The sequence below is a fragment of the Acidovorax sp. genome (assembly GCF_027492855.1).
GTDB lineage: Bacteria > Pseudomonadota > Gammaproteobacteria > Burkholderiales > Burkholderiaceae_C > Acidovorax.
In genome coordinates, this window is record NZ_JAPUDY010000043.1 from 1 (window position 1) to 18,200 (window position 18,200).

16 protein-coding genes, 1 tRNA gene and 1 pseudogene are annotated in these 18,200 nt (G+C 63.9%); 6 read left to right on the forward strand and 12 right to left on the reverse strand.

Annotated elements, in window-relative coordinates; translation table 11 throughout:
* The 4 genes from Q0105_RS07905 to Q0105_RS07920 all read left to right on the forward strand — a co-directional run.
* Positions 1-831, forward strand: an 831-nt coding sequence (locus Q0105_RS07905) for a type IV pilus twitching motility protein PilT (RefSeq protein ID WP_298210512.1), incomplete at its 5' end; no start/stop codon positions are given.
* Between the two features lie 58 nt (positions 832-889).
* Positions 890-1,525 carry a cyclic nucleotide-binding domain-containing protein gene (locus Q0105_RS07910; RefSeq protein WP_298210514.1) on the forward strand — a complete coding sequence of 212 codons (636 nt, stop codon included), beginning with the start codon at positions 890-892 and terminating at the stop codon, positions 1,523-1,525.
* Between the two features lie 58 nt (positions 1,526-1,583).
* A complete protein-coding gene (locus tag Q0105_RS07915; RefSeq protein WP_298210516.1) occupies positions 1,584-2,720 on the forward strand; it encodes a PilT/PilU family type 4a pilus ATPase in 1,137 nt (378 codons plus the stop codon).
* 85 nt (positions 2,721-2,805) lie between these two features.
* Positions 2,806-3,720: an NAD(P)-dependent oxidoreductase gene (locus tag Q0105_RS07920; protein ID WP_298210518.1), complete on the forward strand. Its 915-nt coding sequence runs from the start codon at positions 2,806-2,808 to the stop codon at positions 3,718-3,720.
* Between the two features lie 108 nt (positions 3,721-3,828).
* On the opposite strand, the gene Q0105_RS07925 is transcribed toward Q0105_RS07920, so the two are convergent.
* The 3 genes from Q0105_RS07925 to Q0105_RS07935 form a co-directional block, all read right to left on the reverse strand.
* Positions 3,829-4,503: a BON domain-containing protein gene (locus Q0105_RS07925; protein ID WP_298210520.1), complete on the reverse strand. Its 675-nt coding sequence runs from the start codon at positions 4,501-4,503 to the stop codon at positions 3,829-3,831.
* Positions 4,503-5,099, reverse strand: coding sequence for an SIS domain-containing protein (locus tag Q0105_RS07930; protein WP_298210522.1), 597 nt, complete (start codon positions 5,097-5,099; stop codon positions 4,503-4,505). Before Q0105_RS07930 ends, Q0105_RS07925 begins: the two co-directional genes overlap by 1 nt.
* Positions 5,100-5,200: 101 nt before the next feature.
* Positions 5,201-5,587, reverse strand: coding sequence for a YraN family protein (locus Q0105_RS07935; RefSeq protein ID WP_298210524.1), 387 nt, complete (start codon positions 5,585-5,587; stop codon positions 5,201-5,203).
* Positions 5,588-5,631: 44 nt separating this feature from the next.
* Here Q0105_RS07935 and rsmI point away from each other — a divergent pair, with 44 nt between their 5' ends.
* Positions 5,632-6,576 (forward strand): 16S rRNA (cytidine(1402)-2'-O)-methyltransferase, encoded by a 945-nt coding sequence (rsmI, locus tag Q0105_RS07940; RefSeq protein ID WP_298210526.1) that lies wholly within the window; start codon positions 5,632-5,634, stop codon positions 6,574-6,576.
* Between the two features lie 98 nt (positions 6,577-6,674).
* On the opposite strand, the gene Q0105_RS07945 is transcribed toward rsmI, so the two are convergent.
* The gene (locus Q0105_RS07945) at positions 6,675-7,928 is read right to left on the reverse strand and encodes an Hsp70 family protein (RefSeq protein WP_298210529.1); all 1,254 of its coding nucleotides are present in this window, start codon (positions 7,926-7,928) and stop codon (positions 6,675-6,677) included.
* 191 nt (positions 7,929-8,119) lie between these two features.
* Here Q0105_RS07945 and Q0105_RS07950 point away from each other — a divergent pair, with 191 nt between their 5' ends.
* A complete protein-coding gene (locus tag Q0105_RS07950; protein WP_298210531.1) occupies positions 8,120-9,013 on the forward strand; it encodes a tyrosine-type recombinase/integrase in 894 nt (297 codons plus the stop codon).
* Here the strand turns inward: Q0105_RS07950 and Q0105_RS07955 are convergent.
* The 8 genes and pseudogenes from Q0105_RS07955 to Q0105_RS07990 all read right to left on the reverse strand — a co-directional run.
* Positions 9,010-10,302 carry an ATP-dependent Clp protease proteolytic subunit gene (locus Q0105_RS07955; RefSeq protein WP_298210532.1) on the reverse strand — a complete coding sequence of 431 codons (1,293 nt, stop codon included), beginning with the start codon at positions 10,300-10,302 and terminating at the stop codon, positions 9,010-9,012. The genes Q0105_RS07950 and Q0105_RS07955 overlap by 4 nt on opposite strands.
* Before the next feature lie 100 nt (positions 10,303-10,402).
* Positions 10,403-10,478 (reverse strand) — tRNA-Phe (locus tag Q0105_RS07960).
* A gap of 53 nt (positions 10,479-10,531) precedes the next feature.
* Complete coding sequence (locus Q0105_RS07965) at positions 10,532-11,218, reverse strand: response regulator (RefSeq protein ID WP_298210534.1); 687 nt, start codon at positions 11,216-11,218, stop codon at positions 10,532-10,534.
* A 46-nt stretch (positions 11,219-11,264) separates the two neighbouring features.
* Positions 11,265-13,556 carry an ATP-binding protein gene (locus Q0105_RS07970; protein WP_298210536.1) on the reverse strand — a complete coding sequence of 764 codons (2,292 nt, stop codon included), beginning with the start codon at positions 13,554-13,556 and terminating at the stop codon, positions 11,265-11,267.
* Positions 13,553-14,104, reverse strand: coding sequence for a DUF4390 domain-containing protein (locus tag Q0105_RS07975; protein ID WP_298210540.1), 552 nt, complete (start codon positions 14,102-14,104; stop codon positions 13,553-13,555). The genes Q0105_RS07970 and Q0105_RS07975 overlap by 4 nt, the downstream gene beginning before the upstream one ends.
* 70 nt (positions 14,105-14,174) lie before the next feature.
* Positions 14,175-15,503, reverse strand: a complete 1,329-nt coding sequence (rsmB, locus tag Q0105_RS07980) for a 16S rRNA (cytosine(967)-C(5))-methyltransferase RsmB (protein ID WP_298210541.1) — start codon at positions 15,501-15,503, stop codon at positions 14,175-14,177.
* 158 nt (positions 15,504-15,661) lie between these two features.
* The gene (locus tag Q0105_RS07985; protein ID WP_298210538.1) at positions 15,662-16,261 is read right to left on the reverse strand and encodes a LemA family protein; all 600 of its coding nucleotides are present in this window, start codon (positions 16,259-16,261) and stop codon (positions 15,662-15,664) included.
* A gap of 151 nt (positions 16,262-16,412) precedes the next feature.
* A pseudogene (locus tag Q0105_RS07990) lies at positions 16,413-18,200 on the reverse strand (DNA-directed RNA polymerase subunit beta'); the annotation flags it as partial.

Consider the following 18,200-nt stretch of genomic DNA (forward strand, 5'->3'; position numbering starts at 1 on the left):
TCGTTCGAGATCGAAGGCCTGGCCCGTTTCCGCGTCAACGCCTTCAACCAGAACCGGGGCGCGGCCGCCGTGTTCCGGACGATTCCGAGCAAGATCCTCACGCTCGAGCAGCTCAACGCGCCCAAGATTTTTGGCGACCTGGCTCTGAAGCCACGTGGCCTGGTGCTGGTGACCGGCCCCACGGGCTCGGGCAAGTCCACCACGCTGGCGGCCATGGTGAACTACCTCAACGAATCCGAGTACGGCCACATTCTCACGGTGGAAGACCCGATCGAGTTCGTGCACGAATCCAAGAAGTGCCTGATCAACCAGCGTGAAGTGGGCCCGATGACGCTGTCGTTCGCTGCGGCGCTGAAGTCCGCCCTGCGCGAAGATCCGGACGCCATCCTGGTGGGCGAAATGCGCGACCTGGAAACCATCCGCCTGGCCATGACGGCCGCCGAAACGGGCCACCTAGTGTTCGGCACGCTGCACACGTCAAGCGCTGCCAAGACGATTGACCGGATCATCGACGTGTTCCCCGCCGAAGAAAAGGAAATGGTCCGCGCCATGTTGTCCGAGTCGCTGCAGGCCGTGATCTCGCAGACGCTGTGCAAGACCAAGGACGGCTCGGGCCGCGTGGCGGCGCACGAGATCATGCTGGGCACCAGCGCCATCCGCAACCTAATCCGCGAGGCCAAGGTGGCGCAGATGTACTCCACCATCCAGACCAGCAACAGCGTGGGCATGCAGACGCTGGACCAGAACCTCACCGACCTCGTGCGGCGCAACATCATCAGCCCGGCCGAGGCACGCGCCAAGGCCAAGATCCCCGAAAACTTCCCAGGCTGAAGCAACACCCCCACGACCATTTGGCGGCCCACCATGGAGCCGCATACCGGAGCGCGATATGAAAGGCATTCTCAGCCTTCTGAAAATAAACACCCGCGGCGGCAAACCGGCCGAGGACCACACGGATTCCGTGCTGTTCTCCACCGCGTTTGCGGGCCAGGGCGTGGACGACTCGATGCTGGTGCCCTGGGAGGCCCGCGCCGTCGAGGTCGGCGCCAAGCGCCTGCCCACCAGCCGTGGCGGCAAACTGCTGCAGGGGCTGTGGGCCAAGGACAAATACATGGCGCACCTGGACAAGGACGCTGTGGAGCGCATGGAGCGCTTCTTCGAGTTTGCAGCCATCCCGTCCAACCGCGACGTGATCCGGCAGGACGAATACGGCAACTTCATGGTGGTGCTGCTCACGGGAACCATTGCCGTGGACCGTTTGCAGCCCTGGGGCGAGCAACTGCGCCTGGCAGAGACCCGGCCTGGCGACATCCTGGGCGAGATGTCGTTGCTGGACAGTGGCATTCGCTTTTCAGCCTGCACCACACTCACCGACTGCGAGATCGCCGTGCTCTCCGCCGAGGGCATGGACGACATGATGACCAGAGACCCCCAACTGGCCGCCAGCCTGATTGCGCTGCTGGCCCGCAAGCTCTCTCTGCGCCTGCGTGTGGTGAGCGCGCGCCTGAGCGACAACCAGAAGTGATGTGCACACACAAGATTTATGATCGTTCGTTGGACGAACACCCCCCGGAGACATTCTGATGGAACGTGATCAGGCCAGTAAATTCATCAATGACCTGCTCAAATTGATGGTGAGTCGCAATGGCAGCGACTTGTTCATCACGGCTGAGTTCCCTCCAGCCGTCAAGGTCGATGGCAAGGTGACCAAGGTTTCGCCCCAGCCGCTCACGCCCACCCACACACTCACGCTGGCACGCGCCATCATGAGCGACAAGCAGGTGGCTGACTTCGAACGCACCAAGGAGTGCAACTTCGCCATCTCGCCGGCAGGCATCGGGCGTTTTCGTGTCAACGCCTTCATCCAGCAGGGCAAGGTCGGCATGGTGCTGCGCACGATTCCGCTCACGCTGCCCACCATCGACGGCCTGGGCGTGCCTCAGGTGCTCAAGGAAGTGACGATGACCAAGCGCGGCCTGTGCATCCTGGTGGGTGCCACGGGTTCGGGCAAATCGACCACGCTGGCCGCCATGGTGGACTGGCGCAATGAGAACTCGTTCGGCCACATCATCACGGTGGAAGACCCCATCGAATTCGTGCACCCGCACAAGAACTGCGTGGTCACGCAGCGCGAGGTGGGGCTTGATACCGACAGTTGGGAAGCTGCGCTCAAAAACACGCTGCGCCAGGCGCCCGACGTGATTTTGATGGGCGAAATCCGCGACCGCGAAACCATGGAACACGCCGTGGCGTTTGCCGAAACCGGCCACCTGTGCCTGGCCACGCTGCATGCCAACAGCGCCAACCAGGCGCTCGACCGGATCATCAACTTCTTCCCGGAAGAGCGCCGCGCCCAGTTGCTGATGGACCTGTCGCTCAATCTGCGCGCCATGGTGTCGCAGCGCCTGATCCCCAAGCAGGACGGCAAGGGCCGTGCGGCAGCGGTGGAAATCATGCTCAACACGCCGCTGATCTCCGACCTGATCTTCAAGGGTGACGTCTCCGAGATCAAGGAGATCATGAAAAAGAGCCGCAACCTGGGCATGCAGACCTTCGACCAGGCGCTGTTCGATCTGTACGAGGCCAACGTCATCAGCTACGAAGACGCGCTGCGCAATGCCGACTCGCTCAACGACCTGCGCCTGCAGATCAAGCTCAACAGCCAGCGCGCCAAGTCGCCCGACCTGGCCCAGGGCACGGAGCACTTCGCGATCGTTTGACGCGGACCGCTAGCCGGTCCAGCCCGCCGCACCCGCCCTCCTGGGCGGGTTTGCATTTCCACCACCCATCGACACTCCCTTCGCCATGCCAAGCACCAACCCCCGCAACTACGACGCCACCCCCTCCCGCCAAGTCGCCTTCCTGGGCCTCGGTGTGATGGGCTACCCCATGGCCGGCCACCTCGCACTGGCGGGGCATGAGGTCACGGTGTACAACCGCACCGCTACCAAATCAGTAGCATGGTGCGCTGAATACGCAAGCGCCAAGGCACCAAAACATGCCACAACCCCGCGCGAGGCCGCAGCCGGTGCGGACATCGTGTTCTGCTGCGTGGGCAACGACGACGACCTGCGCTCCGTGACGCTGGGGGCCGACGGCGCCTTTGCTGGCATGCAGCCCGGCGCGGTCTTTGTGGACCACACCACGGCGTCGGCCGAGGTGGCACGTGATTTGTACGCAGCCGCTCAGGCGTTGGGCCTGCAGTTCGTGGATGCCCCTGTATCTGGCGGCCAGGCGGGCGCGCAGAACGGTCTGCTCACCGTGATGTGCGGCGGCGATGTGGCGGCGTTCGACGCAGCCCAGCCCGTGGCCATGGCGTTCTCGCGCGCCTTCACGCTGCTGGGCGCAAGTGGCGCGGGCCAGTTGGCCAAGATGGTCAACCAGATCTGCATCGCCGGGCTGGTGCAGGGGCTGTCCGAAGCCGTGGCCTTTGGCCAGAACGCGGGCCTGGACATGAAGCAGGTGCTGGACGTGATCGGCAAGGGCGCCGCCCAAAGCTGGCAGATGGACAACCGTGGCAAGACCATGGTGGACGGCAAGTTTGACTTCGGCTTTGCCGTGGACTGGATGCGCAAGGACCTGGGCCTGGTGCTCGACGAAGCCAAGCGCAACGGCTCGCGCGTGCCTGTGACGGCGCTGGTGGACCAGTTCTATGCCGACGTGCAGAAGATGGGCGGCAACCGCTGGGATACGTCGAGCCTGATCAAGCGGCTGGGCTGACGCTGACGCCTGCTGCGGCGCCAGAACCAAGCGCCACCACCACAACAATAACAAAGGGGCCAATGGCCCCTTTGTTATTGGATTGCGGCATTCGCCCCATTCGCGCGATCAGTTACGAGGTGGCGCTCCGTTGCCGTCCGTGGTCACGGGCGCGGGCTTGGGCGCGATGCGGGCCAGTTCTTCCTCTGACACAATCTCGAACACACGCACCACCTTGCTCACACCGCTCACCCCACGGGTGATTTCGGTGGCGCGGTTGGCCTCGCGCTGCGATACGCGGCCCATCAGATAAACGATGTTGCGCTCGGTGACCACCTTGAAGGAATTGGCCGAGATGTCCTGGGCATCCACCAGGCTGGCGCGCACCTTGCCGGTGATGAAGGTATCGTTGGACCGCTGGCTCAGGCTGCTGGCAGGCATCACGGCCAGGTCGTTGACCACCGAGCGCGTGTTCTCTACCTGCGAGACGATCTGCTCGACCGCCTGGCGGTCTTGCGCATTGGGCACTTCACCGGTCAGCAGCGCCTGGCGGTTGTAGCTGGTCACATTGACGTGGCCACGGTCGCCCAGCACTTCGCGGATGCGGTTGACCGCGCGCAGTTCGATGCCTTCGTCTTCGACCTGGGTGCCTGCGGTGCGGCGGTCCACGGCCATCACACCGCCCACCACGGCACCTCCAACGATCAGCGGCGCGCAGGCCGACAGGCCCGCAGCCAGCGCGGCAGCAGCCAGCGCCGCACACACGGTGCGGCGGATAGAACGGTTCAGGGTTGGGTTGCTCATCACGAAATCTCCTGTTCACCAAGTAACTGGGCATCCACGCCGTCGCTCAGGCAGTGCAGCGCAAGGGCATGGACTTCACGCACGCGCGCCGCGCGGTCGTGGGGCACGCTGATCAATACATCGGTCTCGCGCAGCAGCGCGGCCAGCTTGCCGCCGGTGCGGCCGGTCAAGACCACCACAGACATGTCGCGCTCGTGGGCGGCTTCGGTGGCGGCCAGCAGGTTGGCGTCGTTGCCGGTGACCGACAAAGCCAGCAGCACATCGCCCGCCTGCCCCAGCGCCCGCACCTGGCGGGCGAACTGCTGGGCCACCTCGTTGCTGCTTGTGGCCGCCGTCAGCAAGGTGCTGTCGGCAGTCAGTGCCAGCGCAGCCAGTTCGGGCCGCTCGCGCTCGAACCCGGCCACACAAAAGGCGGCGAACTGCTGCGCCTCGGCGGCCGATGGGCCGTTGCCACAGGCCAATACCTTGCCGCCACTGGTCACGCAGGCCAGCACGGCCTGCACGGCAGCGGCAATGGGGTGGCTCAGGGCTTGCGCGGCCTGGTACTTCAGGTCGGCGCTGTCGATGAAATGCTGTTGGATGCGTTGCTCAAGCATGAGGGCCCGATGATACCCTCCGCGTGTTACAGCTTTTGTAGCAAACCGTAGCCGCTGGCTTTGCGCTGGCGCCCTCAATGGCGTGCACGGAACGCTGTCGGCTATTGCGCATCAAAGGCCGCCTTGAGCCATTGCACCGAGGCCTCGACCAGCACCACGTCAAAACGGCAAGGCGGTGGGGACGGTAGGCGCAGCAGGTAATGGCGGGCCGCAAAAATGATGCGCTGCTGCTTGGTGGCGCTGATGCTCGCCCCCGCACCGCCAAACCCGCTACCCGCGCGGCTGCGCACCTCCACAAACACCAGCGTGCGGTCCCGATCGCGCATCACCAGGTCGATCTCGCCACCGCCGCGCCCAGGCGTCCGATAATTGCGCACCACCAGTTGCAGGCCCGCCGCCTGCAGATGGGCCAGGGCCTGGTCCTCGGCGGCATTGCCCCGCTCGCGTGTCGTGACGGTGGTCGCGGTTGCAGCGGTTGGGGTAGCCATGCCGGGTGCGCCCTCCGGTTTTCTCTTTTTTCCAAGGAAGTTCATTGAGCGCCTCTTTCGCATCAGCCCTGAGCGCCGCACGCGATGCGGCGGCTCTCCAGCATTATCCGCAGGGTGCGCTGTATGTGGTGGCCACGCCCATCGGCAACCTGGCCGACATCACGCTGCGCGCATTGCACGTGCTGCAACTGGCCGACACCGTGGCCTGCGAGGACACACGCCACACGCAGGCCCTGCTGCGCGCCTATGGCATCGACAAAGGGGCTGCCCACCTGCTGGCCGTGCACCAGCACAACGAGGCCGAAGCGGCGCAGAACGTGGTGCAGCGGCTGCAGCAAGGCCAACGTGTGGCCTACGTGAGCGATGCAGGCACCCCCGGCGTGAGTGACCCTGGCGCCCGCCTGGTGGCCGCCGTGCAGGCGGCGGGCCTGCGCGCCATGCCCTTGCCCGGCGCCAGCAGCATCACCACCGCGCTCAGCGCGGCGGGTGCCGTGGCCCACGGCAACGAACATGGCGGCTTCGTGTTTGCCGGGTTTCTGCCCGTCAAGGCCGCCGAGCGCGCCAGCGTGATCGCGCAGCAACTGGCCAGCGAGCCCCGCTGCGTAGTGCTGCTCGAAGCCCCCCACCGCATCGGCGAGCTGGCCCAGGCCCTGGCCGTGCTGGGCGAGCGCCCCGTGACCCTCGCGCGCGAGTTGACCAAACAGTTTGAAGAAATCACCACCCAGCCCGCCCAGGCCCTGACCACTTGGCTCGACGGATCGCCCCAGCGCTCGCGCGGGGAATTCGTGGTGCTGCTGCACCCCGTGCCCGTGGCTGGCAACGACGATGGCGAGAGCCAGCGGGTGCTGCGCCTGCTGCTGGCCGAGCTGCCCCTCAAAACTGCCGTGCGCCTAGCCGCAGACATCACCGGCGCATCGCGCAACGTGCTGTATGACACGGCCCTGGCATGGAAGCGCGACGGCGCCGCGCAAGGAGATGCGGCCGATTGAGCTGCCGTGCACGGGAATATGAGAGGAAATGGCCTCTAGCGCCTATCTATCAAGCGCAACAAGCTATTAATTTAATAGCAAATAGACTTTACCAGCCCTCAGCGCGACACCGCCAGGCCTGCTGCCACGCCGCCAAACAGGTCGCCTTCGATCTGCGGCGTGGACGGGAAAGCTGTCAGCAGCGCCTGCCGCAAGGGTCGCAGTGCAGACGAGCCCCCGGTCAGATAGATCGCGTCCAGTCCCTGCTCTAGCAACCCCGCCCTTTGCACGCACTCGCGCGCGCAAGCCACCACCTGCTCCAAGGGCTGCGCCAAAGATTGGGCCAGCCCGTGCGAGGTGACCATCGCGCCCAGCCCCGGCTCGATCCAGTCGAGCGGCATGGGCGCATCGGCATCCGACAGCGACGCGGCGATTTTGGCCTGCTCCACCGTGTCGGCCATGCGGTGCCCCAGGCGCTCGTTCAGTACCCGCATCAGCCGCCCGTGCAGGCGCGCATCCGCGTAGTCGGTGCGCAGGTTTTGCGCATCACGCAAAGCGCGCGGTGCATACAGCCACTGGATCAGGTGCCAGGTCGATAGATCGAAGAACACGCGGCTGGGCACCTCGCGCCCGGTGGGGCCGGTGTGGCGAAAGCCCAGCAGGGGCATGAGCAGGTCCAGGCTCAGGCGGCGGTCGAAATCGGTGCCGCCAATGTGCACGCCCGTGGTGGCCAACACATCCGCGTTGCGGTCCGCGCGGGCTATGCGGTCCGGACCCAGGCGCACCACCGTGAAGTCCGACGTGCCCCCACCGATGTCCACCACCAACACCAGCGACTCACGCTCGATGCGCTGCTCATAGTCCAGCGCCGCCGCGATGGGCTCCAACTGGAACGACACGTTCTCGAACCCCGCCCCCAGCGCGGCCTGGCGCAGCGCATCCTCAGCCTGCTGGTCACGGTCTGCATCGCCATCCACAAAGTGCACGGGGCGCCCCATCACCACCCGCGCGGGCATCCCGCCCAGCGCATCGTGGGCCTTGCTCGCCAGCATGCGCAAAAACAGGCTGATGATGTCCTGGTAGCTCACCAGCGCGTTGTGCACGGCGGTCTTGTCTTGCAGCAGCGCACTGCCCAGCAGGCTTTTGAGCGAACGCATCAGGCGCCCTTCCGCCCCCGACAGGTACAGCCCCACAGCATCGCGCCCGAAGTGCGTGTGATGGTCTTCGGCATTGAAGAACAGCGCAGTGGGCAGCGTGTGCGCCGTGCCCTCCAGCGGCACCATCCGCGCCCGCCCAGCACCCTGGCGCACGGTCATTGCGGAGTTGGAAGTACCAAAGTCGATACCGAGGGTGGTGTCCTGCAAAAGGGGCATGGGAGGCGTGGAATAAACAGAGGAAAGACAGCAGAGCGCGACAGGTGGCGAGAGAACAAGGCGACGGACGACACCTTCTGCAGCACTGCGGCAGCTGTGCTGCGCGCAATGGAAAAAGCCCTTGATTTTTTCAAATCAAGGGCTTTTATTTGGTGGCCTGGGGCTTTACCAAAAGAAGCCCAGAAAACCGCATGGAATCTAGAAACTACTCTTTTGATAGCGCCACAGTTGCCCTCAAATCGACCAAGATACTGACCCACGATTGTCGCTCAGCCAGAAAGCCTCTCGGGAAAGCTGCGCCACCAACCAGGCACTACAAGTCCACTCACATGCTCAAGAGCGTGCGCCCCCGGCGCGACAACAACAAGGAACTCACCAACCTGCTGCGCGTGTTTGGGCACATGCCCATTGAGTCCATCGCCCCCATGCACATCCGCCAGTACATGGACCTACGGGGCCAGGTCGCAAGGGTGCGCGCAAATTGCGAGAAGGCCCTGTTCTCGCACATCTTCAACAAAGCCAGGGAGTGGGGCTTTACCACCGCGCAAAACCCCTGCCAGGGTGTGAAGGGCTTCAAGGAAACGAGGCGCTCGCGCTATGTCACCGACGAGGAATTCGACCGCGTGCGGGCCAACGCGCATTGCACTGTGGTGGACGCCATGGACATTGCCCTGCTCACCGGCCAGCGCCCCGCCGATGTGCTCAAGATCAAGCGCACCGACATACGGGACGGCGCCTTATGGATCGTGCAGAACAAGACCGGGGCGCGCCTGGGCATTGAGTTGACAGGCGCGCTGGCCGCTGTGATCGAACGCATCAACCAACGGTCCCGGAAGGCCATCAGCGCGTTTCTGATTCAGGACGAGAACGGCCAGCCCCTCAGCCAGGGGGCGCTGCGCTCACGCTTTGACAAGGCACGCACGCTGGCGAAGGTGAATTTTCAGTTTCGAGACATTCGGGCTAAGGCTGCTACCGACACGGGCGACTTGGCGCACTCGCAGAAATTGCTGGCGCACAAGAATCGGAAGATGACAGAACACTATGTCAGGGCTCGTGCCGGTGAACGAGTCAAACCACTGCGCTAGCGCCTTCTGGGGCGAAGTCTCCGCACCTTCGAAACCGATTCCGACGCCCCGCTTTTAGCCTCCCATGCCAATTGAAACTTTCGACGCGACTCCATCAACTCATCACCTGGCACCTCATCCACAACACCCAGGACCAGTGCGTCTCTGGGGGCCAGTACGTGCTCCCCTGTAACCAGCTCTTTGCAGATGAGGACACACAAGTGCCACAAGACCCTGACATAAGGTTGCACCTCCGCCATAACCTCGGCCTTCGCCTCGTCGTTATCGCTATCGAGGATTGAAATTGCACGCCGACTGAAAAATACCGGCTTATGCCGAAGCATCAAGCGCGACGCTGTCCACATGTGAAGTGGATCGTTGATGGAGTCCATCAAAGCAAAATCTGCAATCGTCTCTTCAAGCAGTCGGTTAAACGGCTGTCCCTTCTGATCTGCCGCGAACTTGCCAGCGAGGATGATGAGAAGAAGACGCAGATTCTCGGCGCGCCCCTCTTGACCGAAGTCGGTCTTCCCATCCCCCCCGTCTGTGATGGCTTGAAAGAAGCCACCAACGCCATCAAGAAAGCCTCCCGTTTCACCCTCTCTGAACATAGGGAAAACGTCGGCTGCAGCCATGGTGGCGGCCCAAGCCTTCAGCTTTACCATTGAAGCATCAATAAGCTTCTTGTTCGCAGGACTAAGTTTGTCGCGGATCAAGGTAGCGAACGCAGCGATGTCGATTTCTACACTGGCGGTGGGCAAGACCTTGCAGATATCCATGGTTCCGCGAAACTTTGCCAACGTTGGAGAGTCTTCCGGGATCTCGCCAAGCTTCACTTTCCAATCGATGTAAAGCCACGTCAGGCGACGAAAAACCGCACCCGCCAGTCTTAGCGCCATTCGATCATTGGCAGATTTCAGCTGCTTCGCCGCAGTTTTCGCCTTATCTGGGGTGACGTCTGCCATCTCCCCATATCGAACATCATGAAAAAGAATCGTGCTATGGGGCAATGCCACCGCATAGTCGCCCAACGCGAGCATGCACGCTGCGGCGCTATATGCTTTGTCAATTACGACCGTCACCGAAAGGCAGTTTTGCCCATCCTGATTTGGACCGCTGAGCAACCCAAAAAGAGAGTCAAGAACGGCTATCGAGCCCCCTGGGCTATTGATGGCGACAGTGATGGGCGCGCGAGAGGCCTGGCGTAGAGACAATATCTCTGGAGCAAGCTCCCTGAGCATTTCGTCGCGGATTGACCCCGTGATCTGAACAGATCGCTTCCAGTTGATTGAATAGTGTTCAATGCTCATTGCCCCTCGCCCGTGAAAGATGTGTCAGGCAATTGTAGAAAGCAACGAACGGATGTAGAAACGCCCCAGAACCCTTTCGGGCGCTGGGGCGCATAAACACTGGTGGCCTGGGGCGGAATCGAACCACCGACACAAGGATTTTCAATCCTCTGCTCTACCGACTGAGCTACCGGGCCTGAGCCTCAAATTATAACCAGAAAAATGGGGGCTTCCAAAAACCTTGCGGAAATTAATTACGCTTGCCGCGCCCCAGGTCGACGCCCAGCTGGCGCAGCTTGCGGTACAGGTGGGTGCGCTCCAGGCCGGTCTTCTCGGCCACGCGGGTCATGGAGCCGCCTTCGCGGGCGAGGTGGAATTCGAAGTAGGCCTTTTCAAAACCGTCGCGCGCCTCGCGCAGGGGGCGGTCCAGGTCGAAACCCTGGTGCGCATGCGGGCCGGGATCGACGCCAGCCACCACGGTGGACACCGTGGGCAGTTGTTGCGCGAAGGCGGGATCTGCGGGGGCGGCAGCGGGTGGCTGGGCTGCGGTTGCGGGCGCCGCCTGCTGGGTTGCGTTGCGGGCCAGGCCCTGCTCCACGGCCTTGAGCAGCTTTTGCAGGGTGATGGGCTTTTCGAGGAACGAGAAGGCCCCGATGCGTGTGGCCTCGACCGCCGTGTCGATGGTGGCGTGGCCGCTCATCATGATCACGGGCATGTTGAGCACGCCTGCGGTGGCCCACTCCTTGAGCAGCGAGACGCCGTCGGTGTCGGGCATCCAAATGTCGAGCAGCACGAGGTCGTAGCTATTACCTGCCCGCGCCGTCCGAGCCTGGGTCGCATTTTCTGCAAGGTCTACGCTGTGACCTTCATCGTTCAGGATTTCCGACAGCAGATCACGAATGCCGAGCTCATCGTCGACCACCAGAATGTTTGCCATGTGTGTTGAGACGCCTTGGGGAAGTACTGCGGGGACGGTGTTGTTATCACGCCACCGCTGGTTCAGGGGCGAATGATAACGACACTTGGGCCCCGCGCACCACGCCGTCTTCGGTGCGGTTGGATAGATCGATGCGCGCACCATGCTCATCTGCAATCTTTTTGACCACCGCCAAACCCAGGCCCGTGCCCCGGACCTTGGTCGTGACATAGGGCTCAAAGGCGCGCTGAAGGATGTGGGTCGGAAAGCCGCCGCCACTGTCTGCCACGACGAGCCGAACGCGCCGCGAGGACTCGCTCCAGCGGGTGCTGATGCGCACCGGCGGCATGGGCTCTGAGGCGTCGGCGCGCGCTTGTTCGGTCGAATCCTGCGCGTTTTGCAGCAGGTTGTGCACCACCTGCCGCAACTGCTGCGCATCGCCCGCTATCGGGGGGCAACGCGGGTCCAACTCGGCTTCTACAGGCACGGTGGCGTTCTCTTCGCCATACAAATGGAGCACGTCGGCCACCAGCGCATTGAGGTCCAGCGCGTGTAATTCTGCGGCGGGCAGGCGGGCATAGTCCCGGAACTCGTTGACCAGCCGTTTCATGGCATCAACCTGGTCCACGATGGTCTTGACGGACTTGCCCAGGATGGCCTGCTCGGGCGCGGGCAGCTTGCCCGAGAGCTTCATTTCGAGCCGTTCGGCCGACAACTGGATGGGCGTCAGGGGGTTCTTGATTTCGTGGGCCAGCCGCCGCGCGACCTCGCCCCAGGCCTGCGCACGCTGTGCTGAAACAATTTCAGAGATGTCGTCAAAAACCAACAACCGGGCAGAATCCGGAAGCTCGGCACCGCGCGCCACCAAACTCGTGGCGTGCTGCCCGGCCCCCGCGGAGGATGCATGCAGCTCAAAGGGCTGTTGCCAATGGTCCAGGCCATGGCGTTCGTGGTCACCCAGAAACGCATCGAAATGCCGCTGAACCGAGGCAGCAAACTCAGCGAGGCCGGGCACATCCGACAAGGCCCGCCCCTCAAAAGCCGCCATGGGCGCGCGCAGGATGCGGGTGGCACCAGGGTTGGACGAACGGATCAGCCCCTGTGCATCCAGCACGATGACCCCGGCCGTGAGGTTGTCCAAAATGGTCTGCAGGTTGGCGCGGGAGGCATCCACCTCGCCCATGCTCTGCTCCACCGCCTGGCGGGCGTCCGCGAGCTGCTGGGTCATGAGCGCGAACGACCGGGTCAGCCCGCCCAGCTCATCTTTGCCCTGCAGCGCCGCCTTGGGGCTCAGGTTGCCCGAAGCCACCTCGCGCACGCCTTCGGCCAACACCAGCAGGGGCCGCACCAGTTGGTTGCCCAGCAGCACGGCCAGCAGCACGGCGCCAAAAACCGCGAGGAACAGGCTGAGCGTGAGCGTGCCCACATACATGCGCCGCAAGCCCCCCCGCGCCAACGCGCGTTCCTGGTATTCGCGGTTGGCCTCCTGCACGGCAATGGCGTTGGCGACCAGCGCGGGCGGCAAAGGCAGTGTGGCCTGCAGGTAACGCGGCTCCAGCAGCAAGCCCACGCTGGGGCTGGCGACCAGAGCCAGCACCTTGACGCGCGCGTTCTCCGAAGCCGCCGGATCTGTGATGTCGTCCAGCCCCTCGATCTGCGCCGTGGCGCGCTGCTGGCGCACAGTGCGCAGCAGCGAGGCGCCCGGCCGTTCAGGGTTCAGGCTGAAGCGCGACTGGCCGGCGCTGGCCACGGCCTGGCCCGAGCCACTCCACAACACCACGTCCGTTGCGCCGAGTTGGTCGCGAATGCGCTCCAGCGTCAACCCGGCAGTTGCGTCGGGCACCTGGGCGAGCTGGGTACTGGCGTTGCGGGTTTTGGCGGCCATGTCGGTCGCCAGCGAATCCAGCGACACGCGGGCCAGGTTGACCCCGGCGGACAAGGCGCCTTCCACCTTCACGTCGAACCAGCTTTCAATCGACCGCGTGACGAACTGGTAGGACACCACATAGATCAGCAGGCCCGGAAGCAGCCCCACCAACGCGAAGATGGCCGCCAGCTTGACCAGCAGCCGACTGCCGAAGCGCCCCCTGCGCAGACGCATGCCCAAGCGCACGGCCACCCAGGCCAGCACGGCCAGGAGCAGCAGGGCCACGAGCACATTGACGCCAAACAGCCAGGCATAGTTGCGCTCGTACAGCGCACGGTTGTTGGTGGCCAGGGTCAGCAGGTACAAAAGCACCAGGCCAATGGCCGACATGATGGCCGCCCCCACCCCCACCGCCCAGCGCACAGCGCGGGACTGGCGCGCGCTGACGTGGGTCGATGCCGTCTCGTTGGACGTGGAGGTACCCTTGCTCACTTGGCGGGCTCCGCGGCCAGGCGCTGGCTGCGGGACACCAGCAGGTTCCAGCCGGAGCGCCCGACGGCACCAATCTGGAAAGGACGCGGAAGCTGGGACATGTCGAGCCGAAACCGGAAGTTGACCGTGTGCACGCCATCCGCCTCGATCACATCGCGTTCGGCGATCTTCCAGCGCGAAAATCGCTGAATAGAAGATAACGCGTCGTCAAAATTGTCAAAACTCTGCCCCAGCACCACCCCCAGGCCACTGTTGGTGAAAGGTGTCGAAGAGATGTTCAGGCGCCAGCGGCGGGTGAGTGGTTGGTAGCTCAGGCGGAAATGGCGGGTGGTTTCGGCAACCTGGCGGTCAGACCAGTACCAGCGATCACGCAGCACCTGGGCGTCGGCCACAAAGAACATCGGGATGCCTTTGTACAGTGCGTCTTCGGCCAGTTCCGGCAAATCGAACTGCAAGTTGGCACTGAGATAGAGGCCGTCTTCGGCCCGTTCAAGACGCAATTCGCCCACCTCGGGGGTGGTGGCCTCAGCCGCCGCCGCTTGTGGCATCAGCAAACTGCCCCACAGACATAAGAGCAAAAGACCGGCGCAAATGAGCCCCCCAATGGCCCTGAAGGGCTCATTGCGGCGACTTTTGCAACAGTGCGTAAAAAAATCCGTCGTGATCACCGTTTAGATTGTCCGGGACAGCCCCGCCCTTGTCCCCTTTGCCGGGAACTAAATGGCCCGGTGATGGCAGCAATTGCGCATCGGTGTTGTGTGCAAGAAACGTTTGCACCTGGGCATCCCCTTCGGCACGAAACACAGAGCAGGTGCAATACAACAGGCGGCCGCCGGGGCGCAGCAGCGGCCACAGGGCCTTCAGCAACGCGGCCTGCTCGGCGGCCAACTGGGCGATATCGGTCTCGCGCCGCAGCCAGCGCACGTCGGGGTGGCGCCGCACGATGCCCGACGCGGTACAGGGTGCATCGAGCAAGATCGCATCAAACAACGCGCCACCGCAGTGCGCCTGCCACCAGTCCTGGGGGCGGGCGGCATCCGCCACCACAACCTGGGCGCTCAGCCCCAGGCGCTGCAGGGTGTCGCCGATGCGGGTGCTGCGGGTGGCGTCGATCTCCAACGCCGTGACCTGCAGCGGCGCAGTGGCATCGGCCATTTCCAACAAATGGGCGGTTTTGCCGCCGGGCGCGGCGCAGGCGTCCAGCACGCGCAGGGGCTGGGTCAGGTCCAGGCCCTGGAGCAGCAAGGGCGCGGCCATTTGGGCGGCGGCATCCTGCACCGATGCCCAGCCGTCGGCAAAACCTGGCAGCGATGGCACGGGCACGGGGTGCTGCAAGGCCAGGCCCATCTCACCCACCGGAAACGCTTCCAAATTGATAGCTGCTAGCGCTTTTTGGTATTGCGCTAGCGTGCTTTTTTTCTGATTAATCCGCAGCGTCATGGGTGCATGGGCGTTGTTCGCCTGCAGAATCTGCTCCCAGTGCTGGGGGTGGTCTTTGCGCAGGCGCTGGATCCACCATGCGGGGTGGTTCCAACGCGCCACGGGGTCGTTGTCGGTGGCGGCCACCAGCGCATCGCGTTCGCGCAGAAAGCGGCGCAAGCAGCCGTTGATGAACGACGCCTGGGCACGGGCCTCAGGACTGTGCTTGGCCGCCTCGACCGCCTGGTTCACCAGGGTGAAAGGTTCGTAGGGCGCGTCGTCCGGGTTCCAGCACAGCGCCAGGGCGGTGCACAGCAGCGCATCGGCCGCAGGTGGTGGCGTGCGGGCGGCCAGTTGGCGGCGCAGCGCCTCGGCGCGGCCCAATTGCCGCAGCACCTGGAACAGCAGGGACTGCACTCCTGGTCGCAATCCACCATCGACGGCAGCCAATGCCGCCGTTCCCGACTGTCCGCCACGAATGGCCTGCAGCGCACCGGCCACCCCAGCCAGTTGCTGCCACAGGGCGATGGACTGCGTGCGCGACACATCCGATGCCACGGCGGCGCGGCCCCTGCCATCGTCACGGCTGGCGTGGGGACGAGCGGGGCGCGGCGGGTTGCCATCGGGGCGTGGGTTGCGATTGCGGGGAGACTGACTCATCGTGATCCTGAAAACCGGCGGCCGCGTTACAACGAGCGCGCTGCCTTGAAGCCAAACACCCAAGCCAGCAAGTTGGCCGGGAACTGCACGATGGCGGCGTTGTAGTACCGGACCGCCTCGTTGAATACGCGGATGGCCTGCTCATTCTGAACCGTGTGCTCGTCCCAGCGCACCTGCCAGATTGACAACAGCGCAGTGACGGCGAGTTCCGGCGGCTCCTGCGCCGTCTGCGCGCCATCCGGCGTGGACACGGAAGGCTGCAACTTACCCATGGCACTGCGCCAACTGGCTTGCAACACATCGCGTGCGGCGACCAATGCTGCCACGGCATCTACATCCAGCGGCCGGGCGCGGGCCACGGCCAACGACGCACTCAGCTGGATGGTGGCGCCTTGCAAAGCGGCTATCTCCTGCCCGCCCGCATCCGTCGGCGCCAGCCCTCGCTGCACTTCTTGCGCCGCATCAAACTCACCCAGCAACGCCACCAGGCGCACCATGTGGGCGTCAAAGCCACCAAACGACTGTGCCACCGCCGAGCGCAGCCGCATCAGGCGGTTGTAGGCCCCACGGGCCCAGAACAGAAGGATGGCGACAGCGATCCAGAAAAGGGGCGATGACCACAGCATGCGCAGTTGTGGGCTGTGCGCGCGTCACGCGCTCCGGCCCGAAAAAAGAGAAACAGAAAAGAAAAGAGGTGTCCCATGAAAAGCGCCCCCGGCCTGCCAGGGGACAGGGCGGGGGCGCTTCAAGGGCACTCGCGGCGCTCTTGCTTACTGATTAATCAGCAGCGGCGTCGGTGGCGGTGACGCTGCTGCCGTCTGCCTCAGAGGCATCGGACTGCGCAGCCATCTCGGCAGCTTCGGCTTCGGCAATGGCGCGGCGCTCGGCGTCGTCCATGGCGTCCTTGGCCTTGCGCGCCTGGTGGTAAGCCAGGCCGGTACCGGCGGGGATCAGACGGCCCACGATGACGTTTTCCTTCAGGCCACGCAGCTCGTCGCGCTTACCCATGATGGCAGCCTCGGTGAGCACGCGGGTCGTTTCCTGGAAGGAAGCGGCCGAGATGAACGAATCGGTAGACAGCGAGGCCTTCGTGATACCCAAGAGCAAGTTGCTGTAGGTCGCGGGAATCTTGCCCTCGCCCTGCAGTGCCTCGTTGGTGTTGAGGATCTCGGAGCGCTCGACCTGCTCGCCTGCGATGTAGTTGGACTCGCCGGTGTTCTCGACCACGACGCGGCGCAGCATCTGGCGAACGATCACCTCGATGTGCTTGTCGTTGATCTTCACGCCCTGCAAGCGGTACACATCCTGCACTTCGTCGACGATGTAGCGCGACAGCTCTTCGATACCCAGCAAACGCAGGATGTCTTGCGGGTCGGCCGGGCCGTCCACAATCGATTCGCCCTTGTTCACCACCTGGCCTTCATGCACCAGGATGTTCTTTTCCTTGGGCACGAGTTCTTCGAACACATGGCCTTCGGGGTCGGTGATCTGCAAGCGGACCTTGCCCTTGGTTTCCTTACCGAACGACACGGTACCGGTCATCTCGGCCAGCGTGCCCTTGTCCTTCGGCGTACGGGCTTCGAACAGCTCGGCCACACGGGGCAGACCGCCGGTAATGTCGCGGGTCTTCTGGCCTTCGACCGGAATACGCGCCAGCACTTCGCCGGGGCCCACGTCCTGGCCGTCGCGCACCTGGATCAGGGCGCCGACCTGGAAGCCGATGGTCACCGAGTGGTCGGTGCCAGGGATCTTCACTTCGTTGCCTTGCGCGTCGATCAGCTTCACCTGCGGGCGCACCACCTTGGCGGCACCACGGCGCTTGGGGTCGATCACCACCAGCGTGGACAGACCGGTCACATCATCCACCTGCTTGGCAACGGTGAGACCTTCTTCGACGTTTTCAAACTTGGTCTGACCGGCAAACTCGGTGATGATGGGTCGCGTCAGCGGATCCCAGTTGGCCAGAATGGTGCCAGCCTTGATTTGCTGGTCGGCCTTGACCGTCAGCGTCGCACCGTAAGGCACCTTGTGGCGTTCGCGCTCGCGGCCATGCTCGTCCTGGATGATGATTTCACCCGAACGCGCAATCACCACCAGCTCACCCTTGGTGTTGCTCACGTAGCGCATCGTGGCGTTGAAGCCGATCACGCCGTTGGACTTGGCTTCCACGCTCGACGCAATGGCGGCACGCGAAGCGGCACCACCGATGTGGAACGTACGCATGGTCAGCTGCGTGCCGGGTTCGCCGATGGACTGGGCAGCGATCACACCCACGGCTTCGCCGAGGTTGATCAGGCCGCCACGGCCCAAGTCGCGGCCATAGCACTTGGCACACAGGCCATAGCGGGTTTCGCAGGTCAGCGCCGTGCGCACCTTGACTTCGTCCACACCCGCAGCTTCAAGTTCCTCGATGACGTCTTCTTCCAGCATCATGCCGGCAGGCACCAGCACGGCACGCGTTTCGGGGTGCAGCACGTCTTCGGCAGCGGTGCGGCCCAGGATACGGTCGCGCAGCGATTCGATCACTTCACCGCCTTCGACGATGGCGCGCATCAGCGAACCATT

Bases quoted from the DNA above. Each gene is read 5' to 3' on its own strand.
- Q0105_RS07910 (WP_298210514.1), top strand. From the start codon at position 890: ATGAAAGGCATTCTCAGCCTTCTGAAAATAAACACCCGCGGCGGCAAA.
- Q0105_RS07915 (WP_298210516.1), top strand. From the start codon at position 1,584: ATGGAACGTGATCAGGCCAGTAAATTCATCAATGACCTGCTCAAATTG.
- Q0105_RS07920 (WP_298210518.1), top strand. From the start codon at position 2,806: ATGCCAAGCACCAACCCCCGCAACTACGACGCCACCCCCTCCCGCCAA.
- Q0105_RS07925 (WP_298210520.1), bottom strand. From the start codon at position 4,503: ATGAGCAACCCAACCCTGAACCGTTCTATCCGCCGCACCGTGTGTGCG.
- Q0105_RS07930 (WP_298210522.1), bottom strand. From the start codon at position 5,099: ATGCTTGAGCAACGCATCCAACAGCATTTCATCGACAGCGCCGACCTG.
- Q0105_RS07935 (WP_298210524.1), bottom strand. From the start codon at position 5,587: ATGGCTACCCCAACCGCTGCAACCGCGACCACCGTCACGACACGCGAG.
- Q0105_RS07945 (WP_298210529.1), bottom strand. From the start codon at position 7,928: ATGCCCCTTTTGCAGGACACCACCCTCGGTATCGACTTTGGTACTTCC.
- Q0105_RS07950 (WP_298210531.1), top strand. From the start codon at position 8,120: ATGGAATCTAGAAACTACTCTTTTGATAGCGCCACAGTTGCCCTCAAA.
- Q0105_RS07955 (WP_298210532.1), bottom strand. From the start codon at position 10,302: ATGAGCATTGAACACTATTCAATCAACTGGAAGCGATCTGTTCAGATC.
- Q0105_RS07965 (WP_298210534.1), bottom strand. From the start codon at position 11,218: ATGGCAAACATTCTGGTGGTCGACGATGAGCTCGGCATTCGTGATCTG.
- Q0105_RS07975 (WP_298210540.1), bottom strand. From the start codon at position 14,104: ATGCCACAAGCGGCGGCGGCTGAGGCCACCACCCCCGAGGTGGGCGAA.
- Q0105_RS07985 (WP_298210538.1), bottom strand. From the start codon at position 16,261: ATGCTGTGGTCATCGCCCCTTTTCTGGATCGCTGTCGCCATCCTTCTG.